Genomic DNA, 19555 nt, shown 5'->3' with positions numbered 1-19555 from the left:
TTGTACAAACAGCCCTGAGCTAGAACCTTTAATCTACTTTTTCAACCCAGCGCCTTATTACCCTCTTTGTGCATGATTCACTGAGGTTTTATTTCGCCTCATTAATAAATCATTTCTTTATTATTATAATTAACCACTAATCAAATGCTATCAGTATTAGTTTTAAAAAAAACAAAGCGCTACAACAATGCAGCGCTTTCATTACTTATAGGTTGTTTGTTTAAACTAAAACGCGTTATTAAAAGAAGCCAAGGGGATCTTCGCTGTAACTTACTAATAAGTTTTTAGTTTGTTGGTAATGATCGAGCGCGAGTTTGTGCGTTTCGCGGCCTATACCAGACTTTTTATAACCGCCAAACGCAGCGTGTGCTGGGTACATATGGTAACAGTTGGTCCATACGCGACCGGCTTCTATTTTGCGACCAAAGTGATAAGCGCGGTTCATATTACGGCTCCATACACCTGCGCCTAAACCAAATTCTGAGCTGTTAGCCAATTCGAGCGCTTCGGCTTCGTCTTTAAAGGTCGACATTGAAATAACGGGGCCAAAAATTTCTTCTTGGAACACGCGCATATCGTTAGTGCCTTTTAATAAAGTAGGTTGAATGTAATAGCCACCATTTAGCTCATCGCTAAGTTGCTCAATATGACCGCCACTGAGTACTTCAGCACCTTCTTGTTTGCCAATATCAATGTAACTTAAAATTTTATCAAACTGTGCTTTAGAGGCTTGCGCACCTACCATGGTTTCGCTGTCTAGCGGGTTACCGCGTTTAATTTGCTTGGTACGTTTTAAAATGCGCTCTATAAATTGCTCATAGATATCTTCTTGGATAAACAAGCGAGATGGGCAAGTACATACTTCACCTTGGTTAAAGTAGGCAAGAATAGCGCCCTCAATTGCTTTGTCTAGGTATGAGTCGTCTTTTTCCATAACATCGCTAAAGAAGATATTAGGTGATTTTCCCCCAAGCTCTACCGTTGAAGGAATAATATTTTCAGCCGCACATTTTAAAATATGTGACCCCACAGGGGTTGAGCCTGTAAAGGCAATTTTAGCTATACGCGTATTGGTTGCCAGTGCTTCACCAGCTTCTTTACCAAAACCATTTACTACGTTTAGCACGCCGCCAGGCAGTAAATCACCAATAATTTCCATTAACACTAATATTGATGCGGGTGTTTGCTCTGCAGGTTTAAGTACCACACAGTTACCAGCTGCAAGTGCCGGTGCTAGTTTCCATGCAGCCATTAAAATTGGAAAGTTCCACGGAATAATTTGCCCTACAACACCTAATGGTTCATGAAAATGATACGCCACCGTGGTTTCGTCTATTTCACCAATACTGCCATCTTGAGCACGCAAGCAACCGGCAAAGTAACGAAAGTGGTCCGCAGCAAGTGGAATATCCGCGGCGAGGGTTTCGCGAATGGCTTTACCGTTATCCCATGTTTCGGCCACTGCAAGTAGCTCTAGATTTTGTTCAATGCGATCAGCAATTTTTAATAAAATATTACTGCGCTCGGTCACTGAGGTTGTGCCCCACTGCGTTTTTACGGCATGCGCTTTATCAAGCGCCAAATTAATATCGTCTTTATCAGAGCGAGGAATTTTACAAAACACTTTGCCATTTACAGGGCTAATATTCTCAAAGTATTGACCATTAACGGGTTCAACCCACTCGCCGCCAATATAGTTACCATACTGCTGTTTAAATGTGATGAGTGCGTCTGCTGTGCCTGGATTTGCGTAAATCATATGTGTGTTCTCTTGTTGTTGTTAGCTAAAAGTCTAAGCCGAAATACCAGCAACTTGTTAGAGTAATGTAGCTAGTTGCTTTATATTTAATCGGTATTGATTGACATTAGACTATTAAGCGCTTAAAAACTTGATTAGCAGTCCAAAAAAATTGTCTGTGAGTCCAAACGATTTAATCATTAAAAAGGCTGATTATGTATTCGTCGCAGTTAAATAAAAAACGCCAACAACTTGATGTACTTATTGAAAACAAAGTAAGCTTTGCTGCCGACAACAGCGAACTGAGTATTTATGATACATATAAAAGTGCGCAAAAAGTGGCGCTGCATTCAAACGAATTACTGTTTTGTGCCATGCTCAGTGGCAAGAAAATTATGCATGTTGAGAATAGTCATTATCATAAAGCGTTTTTACCCCACGAATCGTTTGTATTAGCGCCCGATCAAGGGGTGCTGATTGATTTTCCACAGGCAACTATCAACTCACCTACCACCTGTTTAGCGATTGAAATAAGCACAGATAAAATAACCAATGTGGCTAATGCGCTTAATATGCAGCAAAACTTTGCTAGTGATACCTTATTTGAATACAGCCCTAATTTAGTGCATACCCAACATAATGCGCAAACTCAGCAGTTATTAGAGCGAATGGTGCATTTATTTAGTGAGCAAGGCGCCGAGCGACACTACCTAATTGATTTATCGTTAAACGAATTGATCACCCGTTTACTGCAACAACAAAGCCGCGATTTATTAATGGCCAACTGCGATAAACTGCGTCTAAAAAGTAACGTGAGTGATGCACTGCAATACATTGAAGAGCATTTAAGCGACACACTCGACATAGACACATTATGCAAAATAACTTGTATGAGTCGTAGTAAGTTTTACCAGCAATTTAAACTCGCTTTTGGCACCAGCCCTGCGCTTTGGCAGCAACAACTTAGGCTTAAAAAAGCCCGCACGCTTTTATTAGAAGGCCAAGCTATAAGTAAAGTGTGCTACGACCTTGGTTTTAATAGCGCCAGTCATTTTAGCCGTTTATTTAAGCAAACCTTTGGGATTGCACCTAAACAGTGTCGGCATTAACTCAATGCAACAGTTTTTGTTATATTAAACAGCCTAATATGTTAATTTACTAATTTCCTGCTAAGTAGTAATGAGTCGCTGATGAGTAAACCCACCCGCTGGACATTAAAAAGTATCGCCAAAGAGTTAGGTGTGTCTAATGCTACGGTATCAAATGCGTTTAATCGCCCAGATCAACTCTCGGCTAAACGACGCGAAGCCATACTTAAAGCTTGCAAAGAGCTCGGTTATTATGGCCCTAATAAAGCGGCGCAATCTTTGCGAAGTGGCACATTTAATATTGTTGCTTTAGTGCTGCCAGATAGCGTGGAATATATGGTGTCAGACCCTGTCGCCAGTAGCTTTATGCGTGGTGTAACCTCAGTGCTTGAAAAAAACGGCATTAATGTTTTATTGTTTTCAGGCAATAGCGACAATCTCAATAACGTTGTTGATTTTGTTGATGGCTTTATTTGTTATGGTCGCCCGCGAAATAAAGCACTGGTAGAGCAACTAAAAACAGTACAAAAACATGTGGTTACTGTGGATTTTGATATTGCCCGCAACGCATCAATTAACATAAACAACGAACAAGCCAGTTACGAAATAGCCAAACATGTTTTGCACAGGGCAACTGATAACGTGGCAATATTGGGCTTGAGATTACTCGATGAAAATGTATTGTGCCGAGTTTACGAACATCATGAGTTTGAAACGGGTCAATCTATTTCTCACCAACGCTTACGAGGTTATCAGCGTGCGTTAAATGAAGCGAATGTAACGGTAGCCGACGACCGCATTTGGAATATTCCTGAAAGTAGCGAGCGTTTTGCCAGCATAGCTGCAAAAGAAGTATTAAACGCCTCACCACGCCCTGATGTGATTATATGTATGAGTGATTTAATCGCCCTCGCCACCATGCGAGAAGCAATAAAACAAGGGATAAAAATAGGGAATGAGCTACGTATTGTTGGATTTGATGGCATAGAAGAAGCAGCCCGTTTTGTGCCTCGCCTTACGACTATTCATCAAAATAGCCAAGAAAAAGGTGTAATAGCTGCTAACTTATTTATTTCTAAAGAAGAAAAACAACACGAAGTAGGTTACGCACTCGATATTGGTGCAAGTAGCTGAGCGCTGTTAGTAGCGCAGATAAAAAAGCCAAGCTTAAGTTGCTTGGCTTTTTGGTTTTCAACAAATAAAGCTATTTAAACTAATAAACTTTGTAAGTTTAAAGTGGTTTCTTGAGCACCATTAACCTGTGTAATAAGTGCGGTACGACTTGTAAAATCAATACTCAAAGAAATTGACTGTTGCTCAAGCTTCCACATTAAACAACATACACTTGCGCCACCTTGAGCAGTAAATTCACCAGCAAATGCAGGATGCTCATTACGTATTTTAATTAACGCTATTAATCCTTTTACTACCGGCTTATTTAGCGCCTCATCTATTTTAGCGGCATCTAGATAAGGGCGATTAATGTCACGACCAACGTTCGTGCTCGCCAGAAGTTCCATATCATTTTTACAAGCAAATAAACCACCGTAATACACTTGTGGTACGCCCGGTGCAAAAAATTGAATGGCGCGAGATAATAAGTAATCAAAATCATTTGCGCCCAGTGCATCGTAATACGTACAATTAACTTGATATAGGTCGACGTTACTTGCAGCAGCACCTGTTGCTTTACGGCTCTGGTTATTGCTATTGGCATGCATGGTTTCTACTAGGTTATCTATTTGAGATGCGTTTAACAGCCCTGGCTTATCGCCCATTGGACCCGCATCAATAATGCCAATGCCATCATGGGTGTCTAGTACCGTTAAACAATTACGCGGTGAAATTTGTAACCACTTAAGCAGTGCGTCTACGTCATTATTAAATAAGCTGTGTAATATAAGCGGGGGTAAAGCAAAGTCGTATACCATGTTTACGCGCTTAGCCACGTCAACTTGAGTTTGATAATGACTATGAATTTCAGCAATGGTTTCCATGCCTAAATCATTTGCCTGCTTTGAGAGTTTATCTAAATAGGCAAATGTTTCATCAAGCATAAAACAGTTAGTACCTGCTTGCTTAATGGCGTAACCCGCTGCATCTAAACGAATAATGTTTACGTTGTTAGCAGAAAATTTAGTAAGTACGTTATTTAAATAAGCAATGCCTGCTTCTACTTTTACATTTATATCAATTTGGTTGTCGGTAAAGGTGGTCCAAAAATCATACGTTTGACCATCACCGCATTTCATTGGTGTAAAACAGCTTCCAGGCCGTGGACGGTAAATGGCTTGTTGTTCTTGGTTGCTCATGCCATTAGGGAATACGTCTTCTTTAGTTAAAAATAAATCCCAAAATTCAGAGGCTTTGCCGTTGGCCAGCACATCCTGAAATTGAAACGATTGCGCCGATACATGGTTCACTATTAAGTCGGCCATTATATCATGATCTTTTCCAAGTGCTTGAATATCTGACCAAGTTCCTATTCGGGCATCAACTTCACTATGATCAATTGGGTCAAAACCTGCATCGCTACCATCTATTGGGTTATAAAATGGTAATAAGTGTACCCCTGCAAAAACGTCTTTAAGTGGACCCTTTAGAAGTGCTGTTAATGCGTTTATATCTTTACCGGTGATTCGATCAGCATATGTGATCAATTGAACTTTATTCTTCATCATGTGTGATTACCAAGTTGAAACTTAATCGATTAAGATATATCTTTAACTAGCAAGTGAGAATTTACAAGTAATTTTTAAATATTTTACATACAAATATCGTGGCTCGATTAATACTACAATAAGTTACTGACAACTTAATGTGTGTTACCAAGCATTTAACGAGGAAAAGCAAATGACAAAATCACACACACACGTAAGCAGCGATCCGTTGCAACAAATTCGTTGGCTCACATACATGATGTTTTTTATGTTTGCCATGACCTCTGACGCCGTTGGCATGATCATTCCCGAACTCATAAGCGATTTTGGATTAAGTATGACCCAAGCCAGTGCGTTTCATTATGCGCCTATGGCCATGATTGCAATAAGTGGATTATTTCTAGGCTTTTTAGCCGATAGCCTTGGCCGTAAAAAAACGATTATGCTTGGATTATTAATATTCTCTGCAAGTTGTTTTTTGTTTGCAATTAGTAGCAGCTTTATATTTTTTGTTTTTTTACTGTGCTGTATTGGCCTCGCCATTGGTTTATTTAAAACCGGTGCATTGGCGCTCTTAGGTGATATTTCTAATAGCAACGAAGAGCACACCAAAACCATGAATAAAGTAGAAGGCTTTTTTGGCATTGGTGCCATTGTTGGCCCTGCTTTAGTTGGCGTGCTACTGGTTCAAAATGTAAGTTGGACTTACCTTTATATTATTGCTGGCATTATGTGTTTGATTTTGGCATTGCTTGCTTGGCGTGCCGATTACCCTGCTGTGGTAAAAAGTACAGATAAGCCAGCCTCACTAAAAACGACTATGAAAATGGTTAAAAATCCTTATGCACTGGGTTTTTCACTTGCAATTGCTTTATATGTTGCCACCGAAGTCGCCATATACGTGTGGATGCCTACTCTACTAAAAGATTACACTGGCTCATGGCCGCTGCTGGCCACTTACGCACTCACAATCTTTTTTGTGTTACGTGCTGCAGGGCGCTTTATTGCGGTATGGTTACTGAATAGGTTTAGTTGGCAAGGAGTTATGGCTTACTTAAGCTTTGGCATTGCGCTGTGTTACGTTGGCACTCTTTATGGTGGCGTTGATTGGGCTGTGGCTTTATTACCTCTCTCAGGTTTATTTATGTCGATGGTCTACCCTACTTTAAATTCTAAGGGAATATCGTGTTTTCCTGTGCATCAACACGGCGCAGTAGCAGGCGTTATATTATTTTTTACCGCACTGTCAGCCGCCTTAGCACCTTTATTTATGGGTATGATCAGCGATTACTTTGGACACGTGCGCTACGGTTTTTATTTAGCTACGGGTTTTGCAGTCATATTATTTTTGGCTATGCTATTTAATTATATTCGTGACCCATCAGCAACAGCATTAGAGCAAAGTAACTTAGTCGCTGAGTAAACAAACAACTTTTAATGCTATAAAAACATTATAAAAATCAATGTTTGAGTAAAAAAACAGCAAATAATTAACAAAATAATTTGCTTATTGTAAAAACTTTGTTATTTTTACTTAATCGATTAAGTAAAAATAACAACTTCCCTTTGGGTTTAAAACGAGGCGTTCACATGACAACACACAACACACCTTTATATCTGATCAGTGCTTTAGCGCTCGCCGTTAGCCAAGGCGTTAATGCACAACAACAAGAGCAAAATACACAAGCGCAAGCTAACAAAGGGCTAGAAACAATTGTTGTTACCGGTGTTCCCCGCCGTACAACGATAATGGCGTCAAGTTCTTCTGTAAGCAGTGTGTCGCTTGAGCAAGTTGAGGTGTCTACGCCTCGCTCTACTGCTGAGGCATTTAGAATTATTCCTGGGGTTCGCTCAGAATCAACCGGCGGTGAAGGTAACGCCAACATTGCAGTACGTGGTTTACCGGTTGCCTCTGGTGGTGCTAAATTTTTACAGCTTCAAGAAGATGGCTTACCTGTTTTACAATATGGCGATATTGCATTTGGTAACGCTGACATTTTTATGCGCTTAGATAACACAGTGCAAACCATTGAATCTATTCGTGGTGGTTCAGCCTCTACCGCAGCAAGTAATGCACCGGGTGGCATAATTAATTTCATTTCTAAAAATGGCGAAAACGAATCGGGCAGCGTATCAACTACACTTGGCCTAGATTACGATACTATTCGAACTGACTTTGAATATGGCACCTATTTAAATGACACTGTACGCTTTCATGTTGGTGGTTTTGTACGTCAAGGTGAAGGCCCACGTGAAACAGGTTACACATCAAATAAAGGTGGGCAAATTAAAGCCAACCTGACCAAAGATTTTGAAAATGGATACGTGCGTCTTTATTACAAGCATTTAGATGATAAAAGTGTTGGCTACTTACCTATGCCAATGTATGCAAATGGTGACTCAATTCCTGGGTTTGACGCACAATCAGATACCCCGCATTCGGCATTATTTACTAAAACAGTGCGCTTAAACGGCGAAAATCAAATAAGCAACGGCGATATTCGTGATGGTATGAATCCGCAAGTTGACTCAATTGGTTTTGAGGCTGTATTTGATTTAGACAACGATTGGCGTATTGAAAACCGTTTTCGTAAATCATCTGTAAGCGGTAATTTTAATTCATTGATTCCAGCTGAAGTTGGCAATGCATCAGCTATAGCGCAAAGTATTGGTGGTGTGGGTGCAACGCTTAGTAATGCAACCACAGGTGCTGCATTTAACGATGATTTAGCCATGCGTATTCATACGTTTGATGTAACCATGAACGACTTTGACTCAATTGTTAACGACTTCAAACTGACTAAATCGCTAAGCGATGATACTAGCGTTACTTTTGGCTATTATGCGTCAACCCAAAATATTGCCATGTCGTGGTTATGGAATTCTTACCTAATGGAGCTCAAAGGTGATAACGCTGCGCTATTAAATGTAACAGCCGCCGATGGGACTGAATTCTCTGAAAATGGCTTATACGCTTATGGCACGCCTTTTTGGGGTAACTGTTGCCAACGTGATTACGACACAGAATACGACACTCGTGCACCCTATGTTGCATTTTCAACTAAGGTGGGTGACGTAAGTATTGATGCTAGTGCCCGTTATGACAGCGGTGAAGCACGTGGTAACTATGCAGGCGCGGTTACCTCAACCGTTGATATGAATCGCGACGGTGTGATTTCTGTTCCTGAACAAAATGTTGCAGGTATTGACCTTGCAAATGCCAGCCCTGTTAATTACGACTGGGATTACGCATCATATTCAATTGGTGCCAATTACCAAATTGACTCAAGCCTTGCAACGTTTGCACGATTGAGTAAAGGCGGTCGCGCCAATGCTGACCGACTTTTATTTGGTAAAGTTCGCGCCGATGGCTCAGTAGCCGATGAAGATGCCGTTGATGAAGTAAACCAGTATGAGTTTGGTATTAAAAAGCGCTTTGATTCACTGTCAGTTTTTGCCACGGCATTTTATGCACAAACTGAAGAGCAAAACTTTGAAGCGACATCACAAACCTTTTTTGACCGCGAATATGAAGCAAAAGGGATTGAGGTTGAATCAACCTACTTTATTGATGCATGGGATTTTCGTGGTAATTTAACGTGGACAGACGCTGAAATTGCAAAAGATGCACTTACCCCTGAAGTGGTTGGTAATACGCCTCGTCGCCAAGCTGATTTAATTTACTCATTAATGGCACGTTACACTTATGAAAAAGGCTCTGCAGGACTAAGCTTTATTGGTACTACCGATGCCTATGCTCAAGATAATAACGATCTTAAGTTTGATGGTTACACTCAAGTAAATGGCTTTGTAAGCTACGATTTATCAGAAAATCTTAATATTGCGTTAAACGTAAATAACCTATTCGATACGGTAGGTATTACTGAAGCAGAAGAAGGCTCAATACCTGATAACAACATTATACGCGCACGTGCTATTAATGGCCGTACAACGTCATTGACGTTTAAATACGCGTTTAACTAACCAACTTTAGTGTAACAATCGCTGAAGCTATGTTTGTTCAGCGATTGTTACACTAGTTTTAATAATTCTCCCTTGAATTTTGACCTAGCCATGCTAGGTTTTTTAGGATTTACACTATGACCAAATTACTTAGCCTTGGTGAACTGCTTATTGATATGCTGCCTCAAGACTCTCAAAACAGTGCTTATTTGCCCATTCCAGGAGGTGCTCCAGCTAATGTGGCAGTAGGTTACGCAAAGCTCGGCGGCAAAGCTGCGTTTTGTGGCGGTATGGGAGATGACTATTTTGCTAAACAATTAACTAATGCGCTTGAGCAATATAACGTAGATACTGAGTATTTATTTACCATAGAAGGCGCGCAAACAGCTATGGTTATTGTCAGCCTAGATGAAAGCGGCGAACGCAGCTTTAACTTTTATCGTCATCAAACAGCCGATTTACTGTTAACGAATGAGCATTTAAAGCGTATTAATTGGGATAAATTGAGTACCCTACACTTTTGTTCAAACACCTTAACCAATACAGCTATAGCAAAAACTACTGTGTGTGCTTTAAAGCAGGCTAAAAACAACCAAAAAATCGTTAGCTTTGATGTAAATTTACGCTACAGTTTATGGCAAAATAGCAATGACATTGAGCAAAACGTGCATGCATGCTACGCGTATTGCGATATTGTTAAGCTCTCACGTGATGAGTTAAATTTTTTAGCAACGCAACGCCAACAATCAGCTGATGCCTACTTACAATCACTGCTTGAATTAGGCGTCAAGCTGGTGTTTTTAACCGATGGTCCGGCACCAGCGACTGTTTACCATAACGCTTTTACCCTGAGTGAAGCAGCTCCAACAATTACCGCTGTAGATACCACCAGCGCCGGTGATGCTTTTATTGCTGGCGTACTGTACTACTTAAACCACAGCGATAATGCAGTGCCACTTACTGATAAGCTAAATGATGAGTCAATAGTAAAAAAAGCGCTTCACTTTGGTCTTCGCTGTGGCTCAAAAGCATGCTTAGCTAAAGGCGCTTTTCCTGCGCTTCCCACGCAACAAACACTGTCAAAATAAACTAAGGTACTTACAAAAAAAGGCCACTGTTGGCCTTTTTTTACTAAGCGTCTAAATTACTGGTTTTTAGCCATTCTAAAGCGGCAGTAGCATTTTCAAAGTATTGTATTTCACCCGACATAAACCAACTGCCTAACTTAGCTATGGTAGATTGCCACTCTTTATTGCCGTAAATCGCTATTTTTTTAAACTCTTTGTTGTGCTTTAAGCCAAGTTTTAAATCGTCCCAAGCAGCACGAAGCTCCCAACCATCTAACTCGGTGCCATCTATTAATACATTAACAATAGGATGTTTAACTTCGCCTAACGCTGAATCGATCATCGGTGTGATCACTTCATAGTCTTTGTGAGTTAAGGTACCAATTGCCTTAAGTGTTAAGAAAAACTCACTGCCTGAGCGCTCAATACCAATCGACAAACCATGTGTTAAATTAACCATAACTCAACCCTTGAATGAAAAGAGCTTAAATTATAGGCAATAGTTAAAAGCTTTTATTTGAAGCAGATCAAAAAAGTCACTTAATGCAGATTTATTTTTTGAGCTAATTATGTTTTTTTAACCGATTAACTTGGTTTTTTACATCGTTTAAATAGCCGGTTTTTATCCATACTCTTGCGCCATTGTTACCCGCGGTGGCGTTTATTTGGCTATTAACAGGAACTCTAAGCCAGCTGTGTTTTTCAAGTGTGTCGTTATGTTCTTGTAAAGTGCCATCCAAAACCAACAACTCAGCGCCACCACTCACCGTGAGCGTTAAAGATTGATTAGCATTAAACTGTACAATACTCACTGTTTCATACGTATCTTGATATAACAAAATGACATTTAGGTCATTAAACTCGGGGGTTTTCTGCCCTTGCATCTGCTGTGTCTGAATACACACGTGCTGGCGATCTTCTGGCTGAAACTGCCATAGTTTTACAAAAATAATACAACCGTCTTTTGAGCCAGGAGTATGCTTTGATTGTGGAGGATTACGAATATAGGTACCTTTTGGAAAGTCACCATGCTCATCTTGAAATATCCCATCAAGTACTAAAAACTCTTCACCGCCGGTATGTGTATGTGGGCTAAAGTGGCTGTTTGGCGCATAACGTACAATGCTAGTGGCACGAGCAACCTCGTCGCCCACTCTGTCAAGTGGACGTCTATCAACACCCGGCATGGGCGAAGCTATCCACTCAAGTGACTCACTATGCACCACCACACGTTGACTAAAGTCGGCAGCAATTTTCATATTTGACTCCAAATTATTAATTTATAACTAAACGCCAATACTTGGCTAAGGTTTTTTTGCCAAAAATGCCTCACTGCAGTATTCCCCATTTAATAAATCGACAGCAACAAACTTTCTTTATCAGTCGGCTTTTTTTCAGCAAGTGCAATACGAGCCTGCAATGGGTTTGGGTAATTTTCTACGTCATAAATTTTCATAATGCTCTCTTATATTTTTCACGACAACTTTGGTTTATATTGGCAAACAAAAACTACCTACTGATAGGTAATTTATAGCAAGCGCTAAATGTTTGCAAACTAAAAACAAAAGAGCTTGAAAATAACTACCTACTGGTTGATAATTTTTTCAGATAACAGCAAGGAAATATCAAAATGAGTAAAAAAGCAGCCCTGCTACAAGCCGCAGAAAATAAAGTGCGACTGGGTGGTTATAGCAACTTTAGCTTTAGAGAACTTGCTACTGAGATTGGTATAAAAAGTGCCAGTGTGCATTATCACTTTCCAACGAAAGCTGATTTAGGCGCTGAACTCGCGCATCAATACACCGATGCCTTTATTGCAGTACTTGGCGATCCGAATGTACATAAAGCAAACGGTAAAAATCCCATCGATATTTACACTCAGTTATTTAGAAATGCGCTCGTGATAGACAAAAAGATGTGTTTATGTGGCTTACTCGGTGCAGAAAGCGACAGCCTACCCGATAAAGTGCGGGTTGAAGTTCAGCGGTTTTTTAATAAAAACTTAGCCTGGTTAACTCAAGCACATCAAATAAATGGAGAGCTTAATCCTGCTCGGGCGGCAATACAAACAGTCAGCTTATTAGAAGGGGCAATGATTATTAGTAAAACCCTGGATGATATCAGCTACTTCGAACAAGCGACTTTTTAGCGGTAGATAGTCAACATAAGTGGTTAGTGATCAGAAAGTTGATAAATCTATTAACTAAATTACTACTTGTTCAAGCATAAAAAAGCGAGCTTAAATAAAGCTCGCTTTTTGCATTAATAACTATGTAGTTTTAAGCTGGACGCACTTTATGTTTTGAATGCACAAAAGCCAATACAATAAAGCCTACAACAGCAACCGCTACACCAATTGGTTTACCTAAATCACTTGATAAGTTTAATCCTATTGCCGCAGTCATTATGTATGACAAGGTCACAGCTGAAGCAATTACAGCAGGTATACTAGCAATCCAGTGGAATGTACCACGGTCAAATAAATACTTAGTAGCAAGCCATAAAACACTGGTAGAAAGCAGCATATTTGAAAACGCGAAGTAGCGCCAAATAACTGAGAAGTCGAGCTTAGTCATAAAGTAAGCAATGGTTAAAATTGGCAATGCTAACAACAAACGATTACGTAAACTTTGCGGAATACTAAACGCATCCACCATTGTTAGGCGCAGTGAGCGGAACGCCGTATCACCTGAGGTGATAGGGAAAACAGCAACAGCAATAATAGCCATAATACCACCAAATACACCTAAGTAGCTGTTTGCAATATGGTTAACCACTAAGCCTGGACCGCCTAAATCAAGCATCGATTTTAAACCCGCATAACCTTCTGGGAAGGCAGCAATACCAGCAAGCGCCCAAACACAACCTACAATACCTTCGCACATCATCGCGCCATAATAAACCGGGCGTACATATTTTTCGTTAGTTAAACAACGGGCAATAATAGGTGCTTGCGTTGAGTGAAAACCACTAATAGCACCACAAGTAATGGTGATAAATAGCAACGGCCAAGTAGGCAGTCCATCAGGATTTGGGGCTAAAAAGTCGTGGGCATGATCGGCTTCAAAATACGCTAAAAAGTCGCCAGCTACTGGTAAATGGGGTGCGTTGATTAACAGTGAGACTGCAATAGCAACTGTCATTACAATCATTAACAAGCCAAAAATAGGGTAAAACTTAGTGATGATTTTATCGATTGGTAATAACGTGGCTAAAAAGTAGTAAGCTAAAATAGCGAGAACCCAAAATGTATTACTAGCAAAAATGGTGCCTTCAAATGCATCTAAGTTACTCAATAATCCTGCAGGGCTCATAATAAACACTACACCAACAAAGAATAACAACATAGCAGTAAATATAAGCATAAAGCCTTTAAATACTACGTTGTAATAATGGCCTGCAATTTCAGGTAAACTTTTACCGTCTTCTTTAATACTCATTACGCCAGAGAAAAAGTCGTGTACAGCTCCACCTAAAACGTTACCAAGTACAATCCAAACCAGCGCTACTGGGCCATACAAGGCGCCAAGTATGGGACCAAATATGGGGCCTACTCCTGCAATATTCAAAAACTGAATTAAAAATGCACGAACAGGGTGAATAGCAACATAGTCAACACCTTCGCTAAAACGCTTCTGTGGTGTGTCTACTGTCGAGTCCATACCCGCTTGTTTTTCAACAAACGGGCTATAAAACTTATAGCCTAATATTAAAATAGTCAGGCAAATAAAAAAGATGATCATAAAGCACGCTTCTCTTTTTGTATGTGTGTATAGGGCACAGTATTGCAGCCCAAAATTTAAAATAACAATTGAACGTAGCATATGAAAAACCACGCAACAATGAGACGTTTGGCTAATGCGCTTACAAAATGAAATTTATTCGAAAAAATAAAACTAAGTAAAAGCTTAAGTTACTCATAAAAACAGCATTAAAAAACGTTAAAAGTACTTATATTGCGACTAAAATCTATACGCCAATTTGCAATAATAGCTACACCTGAGTGATTAATTAGCCTACGATAAACATTATTACTACTTTAAATTTACTGCCTTTGCCCTACATGGCTTTGCCAAAAAACAAGGATGCCCTCAATGACACCGTTTACTACGCCCGATTTATACGATGAACATCGCGACCATGTGCAAGTTGCTGACAGTGGCTTGCAACACTTTGGTAATAAAACTCACTTTTATGGTCAAGTAGTGACCGTCACCTGCCCTGACGACAACTCATTTGCTGGTAACATACTGCATGAAAACGGTGAGGGAAAAGTATTGATTGTTGATGGTTTTGCCAGTAAACGTTTTGCCTTTATTGGCGATATGATTGCAGAGCGCGCACTAAAAAATGGCTGGCAGGGCATAATTATTAATGGTTGCTGTCGCGATATTGAAATTCTTGCCACACTTGATTTACCTGTAATGGCGCTAGGCGCAACACCGCGCTGCACCACTAAGCGCGGTTTAGGTGCTAAAGATCACCCGGTTAATATGTTAAACACCACAATTAATACCGGTGATTGGGTATATGCTGATGTAAACGGCTTAATAATTAGCTCTAAAGCGTTGTTTTAATCTCTCGTAATAGTCGTTAACAAAAAAAAGCAGCTCGAAAGCTGCTTTTGTAATTTACATGATTTTTTAAAACCCAAATTCTCAGGTTAAAATTAAAGTGCTAACCATACATCGGTTGAGCCAGGTTCGTTCCCTTGAGTCCACCATTTAGCTTGGTACTTATTACCTTGATAAGAAACTTCATCACCACTGTTATAAATAGCCGTTGGCTGCCAAACTGCGACACCCGTACCATCTGTAGGTTGTGTTGTTGCTTCCCATGCACCACCTAAATCAGGACGCTCGCCTTGAGTCCACCACTTTGCTTTATATTCAACGCCGTTATAAGTAACGACATCACCACCAACGTATGCAACACTAGTATCCCAGCTTCCTGTAGGTGGATTTGTAGTATCAACGTTTGTAACTGTTACGCTAAAGCTTTGCGTTGTGGTTAATGCGCCATCACTGACTGCAACAGACACTGTGAAGTCTGTATCGGTATCTACAGCGCCAGCCTCAATAGTTACATTTGCATCACTGCCCACTAATGTTAAGCCTGCTGGTACTGTCCACGTATACGAAAGGGCGTCGTTTTGAGCATCATTAGCCACTACAGCTACACTTGCTGATGCGCCCTCTTCAACGCTGATATTAGCGATAGCATCAACGCTCGGTGCTGTGTTTTCGCCTCCTGATGTTGGCGCAATAACATTAACAACAACATCACGATTAACAGTTGCTTGACCATCTGATACCGCAACAGTTGCCACATACTGTGTATCTGCAGTCACTGTTGGCGCTGTAATGACTAATGATGCACTATTTTGTCCAGATACCACCAGTGCGCTATCAGCATTCCAGCTAAAGCTAAGTGGATCGTTATCTGCATCAGTTGCAGAAGCTGTTACTGTAATACTCTCGCCTGAATTAATAGACACTGATGAAGACACAGAAACAACTGGCTTTTTATTTGTTGGCGGAGCAACTACGCCCCCTAAACCATCATGCATAGCATTAAGAATATCACCATTATCCGCATCTATTTCCCATGCAAATAAACCACCTAAATTATACTGATTAACATACGCTCCTTTAGCCAGTACTGACTTACGGCTATCATAAGTAATTAGTTTACCGGTTGCACGATTCCATACATAAGCGGCTTGTGCTTGCTCATCATAACCCACTTCAAAACCATTAATACCGGTGCCCGCAGCACCAATCATATTGGCTTTAACGCCCTTGTAATCAATAACCCCATCTTCCCATACACCTTGTGCCGTAGAGCCTTTTAACGGGCCATTACCAGGGGCGGTCATTGGGTTACCATCAATCGCTGCATTTTGCGGGTAAACACCTTCCCAACCACGGCCATACATAGCCGTGCCGACGACGATTTTTTTCGATGGTACATTTTGCGCAAGTAACAGCTGCACTGCATTATCGGTGGTATAAGCAGGGCCTTTACGAGGTTCACCATTATCATCAAGCCCGGTACCATTACATTGACCAGCACTCATATGTTCGCCACAGTAAAGTGCTGTTTGGTGACCGGTTACGTTACTCCATGCGCCATAAAAGTCATAGGTCATGGCAAAAATATAATCCATGTATTGGCTTGCGGCTTGGTAGTCTACATCTTCAATTTTATCGTAACCTGCACCAATGGCTGAGGTTAACTCGTAAGTACGACCTGTTTCTGCTTCTAGTTTATCAAGCATAGCGCGTAGCTCTTGCATTAGCGCCACATAGGCTGGGCCATCGTTGATTGGATCGCCAATGTCTGGGTTGGGGCCGTCACCACCTGGGAATTCCCAGTCAATATCTACACCATCGTAGAATTTCCATGTTCTTAAAAACTCTTCCATTGAGGCAACAAAGGTGTCGCGGTTAGCTTTATTGGTAAAGCCACCGAATGGGTCTGATAACGTCCAACCACCTACAGATGGTAAAATTTTAATATCTGGGTAACGCTGTTTAAGCGCCATTAGCTGAGAGTAAGTACCACGGATAGGGTCTTTTGCATCAACCCCTGGCAGTGCTTTTTGTACTGCGGCCCAAGGGTCGTGAATAACCACTTCGTAATCTGCAGAACCGGCACAAGCGGTTTCAAGTGCACGTTTAGGACCACCCGATAACGATGCGTTTTCACCACAAATTGGAATAAAGCCATACAAAATATGACTCAGATTTTGTGCTGGCATATTCGTTACATCATAATCACGGCCATAAATTCCCCACTCCACAAAGTAAGCGCCTGTAACTAAACCTTGTTTGATACCAATGTCGCGGTTATTTGGGTCAACATCCATGGGTAATGGTGCTAGGTGTCCGCCGTCGGTGTCAGCAATTACAATTGGTTTGCCTGCACTGCGAGCACAGGTCGTGCCACCTTCACATAGCTCAACATACATTGTATGGCGGCCCGCTTTATCATAAGGGAATGTGATAGTGCCACTTTTAGAACCAGCAGCAAGCGTGCCCTCATTGACTAGCATGTCATCAAAATAGACTTTGTAGCTATCGCCACCATCACCACTCCATGCACTCCACTGAATGTTGATATTAACTTGTTCAACACGGGTAACTAGCTGCTTATAAGAGCCGTTTCCCTCAAGATCTACCTCAACAAACGAATATTGCTGTGGTTCCCAATTAATGCTTGGTGTAGACGGTGCAGCAGATGCTGTGCTTGCAAATAAAGCAACACCGATGGCTGCGCTTAGTTGTTTGATATTCATAGGTCTCTCTTATCCATTATTTATGTAATTATTTAATAAGTTTGAACTGCAAAACTTAGGCTTTATTAAAGTTTGGTCCATACATTGGCTTGCCCTGGCGTATCGCCCTGAGTCCACCATTTAGCGCGATAGCGCTGTCCTTGATACGTTACTTCTGCGCCAGCTTGGTAGGCTTTGCTGGTATTCCAAGTGGCTGCTGTGTCAGCTTTCGAGGCTGATTCCCATGCCGCTGAGGTATCTGGTTGTTGGCCTTTGTTCCACCATTTAGCGGTGTAAATCACGTTAGCAAAGCGGGCTTTATCGTTTGCTTGATAGATCTGAGTGCTGTCCCATTCAGGTACTGTTGGATCAACAGGGTCAACCGGATCGACCACAGGTACATCGTTAACCGTGACACTAAAACTGGTTTGGGTACTTAATTGACCATCCGATACAGATACTGCAATAGTGTAATCGGTGTTTGCTGATTCCTCTGCAGTGGTTAAGTTGATGTTGGCACCAGAGCCTGTAAAGCTTAGCGGTGTAGGTACTGTCCAGCTGTAAGTTAGCTCACTTTGCTCATCATCAAAGGCATGCAGATGAATTGCTGTTGTGGTGTTTTCATCAACGACTAGGTTATCTGGGGTGTGTACAATGGGTGCGGTGTTTGTTGGCGCACCTTGCACACTCAAGGCATAGGTATAATTTGCATTGCTGCTATACACTTGGTTTATGAGTACGTCGGTTGCATCAAACGTAATGTCGCCCGCTTGGTTTTGCACACCAATTTGCACTAAATGCGCGTAATCGAGGTTAAGTTGTTCAGCCAATGCTTGTTGCCAATTTGCTTGATTGTCGGCATTGATTTTAAGCTGTTGGTTGATTACCTCTTGGCCTGTTTCGTCAAATAATCGCGCCCATACGATGTCGCCTGCAATGGCATTTTGCCCTTGGCGAACAAAATAACCGACGCTAGTCCACGAATTTGGATCAGTCGGGCCTGCGTCATTTACTATGTTGATGTCGCTACAGTTATAAAAGCCTTCACCAACCACATCATTACGTTGCCAACGGCTATATAAAATGGCCTCGCCGCTACGGTCTTGCGGAATTGCAACACTCATTTCGTAGTAGCGTTTACCATCAGGGTCTTTAACAACCTCAATGTTGTCGTGCTCTTGCACTAGCTGTAAGTCTTGCCAGGTTAGTACGTCAGTTGCGCTATTGAAGCTTGGCTTGGTAATGTAAAACTGCCAAAAGCTTGGGTTGTGAGGGGTTGATGCAAGGTAACGTATTTGAATATCACCATTGGCATTAGGCACTACATTGCTGCGCTGCCAATGTGGTGATGGTAAATCCATACCCCGTTTGGCTGTATCGCCACCAGCACATAAAGTGCCGTTTGGTACATTGGCCTCAACTGCAGTTTGATTTAAATAGTCAGGAGTATTAACTGAAAATTCAATGGCTTGTACAAACTGCACCGTGCCCGATTCTAAATATGCGGCTCGACACGCAAGGTTAGGAATATTTGTGCCGTCTTCAGGCCACCAGTACCCGCCATCAACCTGACAAATTGCTTGGCGCGCTTTAGGGCTATCCATATAACCATGTGCTTGCACTTGCGGTGCTAGTGTACTGAGTAGTAAACCACTGGTAATTGCAGATAGCGTAATCGTGTTAAGTTTAATTGATGCCATTATTTTATCCTTTATAAGACTCAATACATGGGGCAAGCTCAGGCTTACCCCTCATTGTTT

General features: G+C 41.2%; 14 protein-coding genes and 1 pseudogene. 7 read left to right on the top strand and 8 right to left on the bottom strand.

Annotated features, from left to right (window positions below; all coding sequences use genetic code 11):
• Positions 1 to 238 precede the first annotated feature (238 nt).
• Complete coding sequence (locus DK924_RS10825; RefSeq protein ID WP_109875141.1) at positions 239 to 1759, bottom strand: aldehyde dehydrogenase family protein; 1521 nt, start codon at positions 1757 to 1759, stop codon at positions 239 to 241.
• A gap of 194 nt (positions 1760 to 1953) precedes the next feature.
• Between DK924_RS10825 and DK924_RS10820 the strand changes: the two genes are divergently transcribed.
• Both DK924_RS10820 and DK924_RS10815 read left to right on the top strand, forming a co-directional pair.
• A complete protein-coding gene (locus tag DK924_RS10820; RefSeq protein ID WP_109875140.1) occupies positions 1954 to 2847 on the top strand; it encodes an AraC family transcriptional regulator in 894 nt (297 codons plus the stop codon).
• 81 nt (positions 2848 to 2928) lie between these two features.
• Positions 2929 to 3960: a LacI family DNA-binding transcriptional regulator gene (locus DK924_RS10815; protein WP_008108904.1), complete on the top strand. Its 1032-nt coding sequence runs from the start codon at positions 2929 to 2931 to the stop codon at positions 3958 to 3960.
• A 74-nt stretch (positions 3961 to 4034) separates the two neighbouring features.
• On the opposite strand, the gene gtfA is transcribed toward DK924_RS10815, so the two are convergent.
• The gene (gene gtfA / locus DK924_RS10810) at positions 4035 to 5507 is read right to left on the bottom strand and encodes a sucrose phosphorylase (RefSeq protein WP_109875139.1); all 1473 of its coding nucleotides are present in this window, start codon (positions 5505 to 5507) and stop codon (positions 4035 to 4037) included.
• Between the two features lie 172 nt (positions 5508 to 5679).
• Here gtfA and DK924_RS10805 point away from each other — a divergent pair, with 172 nt between their 5' ends.
• The 3 genes from DK924_RS10805 to DK924_RS10795 all read left to right on the top strand — a co-directional run bounded on the left by DK924_RS10805 (position 5680) and on the right by DK924_RS10795 (position 10537).
• A complete protein-coding gene (locus DK924_RS10805; protein ID WP_008108908.1) occupies positions 5680 to 6909 on the top strand; it encodes a sugar MFS transporter in 1230 nt (409 codons plus the stop codon).
• 167 nt (positions 6910 to 7076) lie between these two features.
• Positions 7077 to 9470, top strand: a complete 2394-nt coding sequence (locus DK924_RS10800; protein ID WP_109875138.1) for a TonB-dependent receptor — start codon at positions 7077 to 7079, stop codon at positions 9468 to 9470.
• A gap of 116 nt (positions 9471 to 9586) precedes the next feature.
• A complete protein-coding gene (locus DK924_RS10795; protein WP_109875137.1) occupies positions 9587 to 10537 on the top strand; it encodes a carbohydrate kinase in 951 nt (316 codons plus the stop codon).
• Between the two features lie 43 nt (positions 10538 to 10580).
• On the opposite strand, the gene DK924_RS10790 is transcribed toward DK924_RS10795, so the two are convergent.
• The 3 genes and pseudogenes from DK924_RS10790 to DK924_RS10780 form a co-directional block, all read right to left on the bottom strand.
• Complete coding sequence (locus tag DK924_RS10790) at positions 10581 to 10976, bottom strand: STAS/SEC14 domain-containing protein (protein WP_054201360.1); 396 nt, start codon at positions 10974 to 10976, stop codon at positions 10581 to 10583.
• A 103-nt stretch (positions 10977 to 11079) separates the two neighbouring features.
• Positions 11080 to 11775, bottom strand: coding sequence for a cupin domain-containing protein (locus tag DK924_RS10785; RefSeq protein ID WP_109875136.1), 696 nt, complete (start codon positions 11773 to 11775; stop codon positions 11080 to 11082).
• Positions 11776 to 11823: 48 nt separating this feature from the next.
• Positions 11824 to 11972 (bottom strand): annotated as a pseudogene (locus DK924_RS10780) (glutathione S-transferase); the annotation flags it as partial.
• Positions 11973 to 12146: 174 nt separating this feature from the next.
• Between DK924_RS10780 and DK924_RS10775 the strand changes: the two are divergent.
• A complete protein-coding gene (locus DK924_RS10775; RefSeq protein ID WP_010389306.1) occupies positions 12147 to 12665 on the top strand; it encodes a TetR/AcrR family transcriptional regulator in 519 nt (172 codons plus the stop codon).
• 130 nt (positions 12666 to 12795) lie between these two features.
• Here the strand turns inward: DK924_RS10775 and DK924_RS10770 are convergent, their stop codons facing one another.
• Positions 12796 to 14259: a carbon starvation protein A gene (locus DK924_RS10770; RefSeq protein WP_010389308.1), complete on the bottom strand. Its 1464-nt coding sequence runs from the start codon at positions 14257 to 14259 to the stop codon at positions 12796 to 12798.
• Between the two features lie 351 nt (positions 14260 to 14610).
• Here DK924_RS10770 and DK924_RS10765 point away from each other — a divergent pair, with 351 nt between their 5' ends.
• Positions 14611 to 15093, top strand: a complete 483-nt coding sequence (locus tag DK924_RS10765; protein ID WP_010389309.1) for a putative 4-hydroxy-4-methyl-2-oxoglutarate aldolase — start codon at positions 14611 to 14613, stop codon at positions 15091 to 15093.
• A 92-nt stretch (positions 15094 to 15185) separates the two neighbouring features.
• Here DK924_RS10765 and DK924_RS10760 read toward each other — a convergent pair whose 3' ends face one another.
• Together DK924_RS10760 and DK924_RS10755 are read right to left on the bottom strand one after the other, a co-directional pair.
• Positions 15186 to 17816: a glycosyl hydrolase family 18 protein gene (locus DK924_RS10760; RefSeq protein WP_109875135.1), complete on the bottom strand. Its 2631-nt coding sequence runs from the start codon at positions 17814 to 17816 to the stop codon at positions 15186 to 15188.
• Between the two features lie 65 nt (positions 17817 to 17881).
• Positions 17882 to 19495: a lytic polysaccharide monooxygenase gene (locus DK924_RS10755; protein ID WP_109875134.1), complete on the bottom strand. Its 1614-nt coding sequence runs from the start codon at positions 19493 to 19495 to the stop codon at positions 17882 to 17884.
• Positions 19496 to 19555: the final 60 nt, after the last annotated feature.

Source organism: Pseudoalteromonas sp. meg-B1, assembly GCF_003173795.1.
GTDB lineage: Bacteria > Pseudomonadota > Gammaproteobacteria > Enterobacterales > Alteromonadaceae > Pseudoalteromonas > Pseudoalteromonas undina.
This window is presented reverse-complemented; position numbering and strand designations above follow the sequence as displayed.